Origin of the sequence: Rhodoblastus sp. (assembly GCF_041915505.1) — a bacterium.
Lineage (GTDB): Bacteria > Pseudomonadota > Alphaproteobacteria > Rhizobiales > Beijerinckiaceae > Rhodoblastus.
The window spans coordinates 1-3,192 of sequence record NZ_JAYSBG010000380.1 but is presented as its reverse complement, the minus strand read 5'-3'; the positions used below and the strand labels follow the sequence as shown (position 1 = coordinate 3,192).

At 63.5% G+C, this 3,192-nt stretch carries 2 protein-coding genes; both read right to left on the bottom strand.

The genetic code is table 11. The features are described 5' to 3' along the window. Positions 1 to 295: hypothetical protein (locus ACE3S9_RS17250; protein WP_374547717.1), on the bottom strand; the 295-nt coding region annotated here is incomplete at its 3' end. Positions 296 to 328: 33 nt separating this feature from the next. Further along, positions 329 to 3,070 carry a nitrate/nitrite transporter gene (locus tag ACE3S9_RS17245; protein ID WP_374547716.1) on the bottom strand — a complete coding sequence of 914 codons (2,742 nt, stop codon included), beginning with the start codon at positions 3,068 to 3,070 and terminating at the stop codon, positions 329 to 331. Positions 3,071 to 3,192 lie beyond the last annotated feature (122 nt).

The following is a 3,192-nucleotide window of genomic DNA, read 5'->3' as shown; positions in this document are numbered from 1 at the left end:
AGCTCGCCCCGCGCGGGCAGCCGCGCGGCTCGTGGTTCGGCAGGTCTGGCCGCGTGCGCGGATAATCGGTCTGCTGCGTCTCCCAGGTGACGATGCCGCCCTTGACGTAGATCTTCCACGAGCAGGAGCCGGTGCAATTCACGCCATGCGTGGAGCGCACGATCTTGTCGTGCTGCCACCGCTTGCGATAGCCGTCCTCCCAGCGCCGGTCCTCGTCGGTCATGATGCCGTGACCATTCGCGAAAGGCTCCTGCGCCCTGCGGAAAAAGGTCAGCCGGTCAAGAAAGTGACTCATAGCCCATCTCCAGTCGTCAACTTGCTTTTGTTGTTATTCCGCAGGCGTCGGCGCGGCGGCCCCACGCCGCTCGACGTCATGCAGCAGCCCGCCCTTGCGGGTATAAACAGCCCACGTCACCACCACGCAGATCACGTAGAAGGCGCAGAAGGCCCACAGCGCGCCGGTCACGCCGCCGGTCAGCGAAATCGAGGTGCCGTAGGATTTCGGGATGAAGAAGGCGCCATAGGCGGCGATCGCGGAGGTGAAGCCGGTGATCGCGGCGGATTCCTTTTCCGCCTGCCGCGTGCGCGCCGCGCTGTCGAGCTGCGGCTCCAGCCGGGCGATTTCCTTGCGCATGATGTTGGGGATCATCTGGAAGGTCGAGGCGTTGCCGATCCCGGTCATCAGGAACAGGAACAGGAAGCTGGCGAAGAAGCCCCAGAAGGCCCCCGGCTGGTCCTTGATCCCGATGAAGAAGATCACGCCGAGCACGCCAAGGATCATGCCGAGGAACACGCCGACCGTGACGCGTCCGCCGCCCCAGCGATCCGCCGCCCAGCCCGTGCCGGAGCGCGCCAGCGCGCCGACCAGCGGGCCGAGGAAGGCATAGGCCAGCGCATCCACCTGCGGGAACAGGATCTTGCTGAGCAGCGGGAAGCCCGCCGAAAAGCCGATGAACGAGCCGAAGGTGCCGGTATAAAGCACGCACATGATCCAGTTGTGCCGGCGGGTGAAGATCACCGCTTGTTCGGCGAAGGACGCCTTGGCCGAGGCGATGTCGTTCATGCCGAACCAGGCCGCGAAGGCCGAGAGCGCGATGAAAGGCACGAAGATGAAGGCCGCGTTCTGCAGCCAGATCTGCGTCGCCTTGTCGGCCACGCCCACCGCCTGCGGCGCGCCGCCGAGCGGGCCGAACACGCCATAGGCGATGATCAGCGGCGCGACGAATTGCACCGCGCTCACGCCGAGATTGCCCAGCCCCGCATTGAGCGCCAGCGCATTGCCCTTTTCCGCCTTCGGGAAGAAGAAGGAAATATTCGACATCGAGGAGGCGAAATTGCCGCCGCCGAAGCCGCACAGCAGCGCGAGCAGCAGCAGCACGACATAAGGCGTGTCGGGCGATTGCACCGCATAGCCGATGCCGATGGCCGGGATCATCAGCGACCACGTCGCCAAGGTCGTCCACAACCTTCCGCCGAATACCGGGACCATGAAGGAATAGAAGATGCGCAAGGTGGCGCCGCTCAGGCCCGGCAGAGCCGCCAGCCAGAACAATTGGTCGGTCGAATATTTGAAGCCGACCAAAGGCAGTTTCGCCACCACCACCGACCACACCTGCCAGATGGCGAAGGACAGGAACAGCGACGGGATCGACAGCCACAGGTTTTTCCGTGCAATCGCCCTGCCCTGGCTCTCCCAGAAGCTCTTGTCTTCCGGGCGCCAGTCCTGCAGCACGGCGCCGGACAAAGCGCCGACATGCTGCGGCTTGTGAACCTCCTGCATTTCGGGAAGCTGCGGCAGCTTGCGCAATTCGGCCTCGCTCGCCGCGCTGCGCTCCATGTGGCGGATGGCGAAATGCATCCACACCAGCGCACCCGACACGATCAGGAACAGCAGCATGAAGCAGCTCGTCCACAGGCCGGTCAGGTCGAACAAAGCGCCGAAGGCGATCGGGAGAACGAAGCCGCCGAGACCGCCGATCATGCCGACAAGGCCGCCGACCGCGCCGACATTATCCGGGTAATAGACCGGGATATGCTTGAACACCGCCGCCTTGCCGAGCGCCATGAAAAAGCCCAGCACGAAAATGGTGACGACGAATCCGCCGATGCCCATGGCGAGATGGAAGCTCTTGTCGCCCTGCGCGGTGTGCACGACGTAATCGGTCGGCGGATAGGACAGGATGAAGGTGCAGACGACGCCGACCAGGAAGGTCCAGTACATCACCGTGCGGGCGCCGTAGCGATCCGAGAGATGACCGCCATAAGCGCGGAACAGGCTGGCGGGCAGCGAGAACATCGCCGCGGTCATGCCGGCGGTCTTGATGTCGACGCCATAGACCTTGATGAGATATTGCGGCAGCCACAGCGACAAAGCGACGAAGGCGCCGAAGACGAAGAAATAATAGAGCGCGAAACGCCAGACCTGGACATTCTTCAGCGGCGCCATTTCGAGCCAGGCGCTACGCGGCTTTTCGCCGGTGAGGCGACGCGCCGCGACGACCGGATCTTCCTTGGTGAACAGCCAGAAGACGACCGCCATGACGACGAGGCCGCAGGCCCAGACATTGGCGACGCCTTTCCAGCCCATCGCCACCATGACGAAGGGCGCGCAGAATTTGGTGACCGCCGCGCCGACATTGCCGGCGCCGAAAATGCCGAGCGCCAGTCCCTGCCTTCCGGCGTCGAACCAGCGCGAGACATAGGCCACGCCGACCGCGAAGGAGCCGCCCGCTATGCCGACGCCGAGCGCCGCCAGCAGGAATTGCGGATAGGTGTGGGCATAGGTCAGCAGGAAGGTCGCCAGCGCCGCCGCCAGCATGACCAGAGTGAAGACCCGCCGCCCGCCATATTGGTCGGTCCAGACGCCGAGCGCGAGCCGGATCAGCGAGCCGGTGAGGATCGGCGTGCCGACCAGCAGGCCGAATTGCGTCTCGTTGAGGCCGAGATCCTGTTTGATCTGGATGCCGATAATGGCGAAAATCGTCCAGACCGCGAAACAGATTGTAAAGGCGATTGTCGATAGCCAAAGCGCGCGTTGCTGCGCGCCGCGATCAATGGAAAGGTCCGACATTGTGGTCACCGCGTTGAATTGCGGAAGTCCATCCGACTTCTAGACCACGACATGCGCCCCGGGCATCCGTGTTATCTTTGATGCGGATCAACTATTTGAGAGAATGTGTGATAAACAAGAGC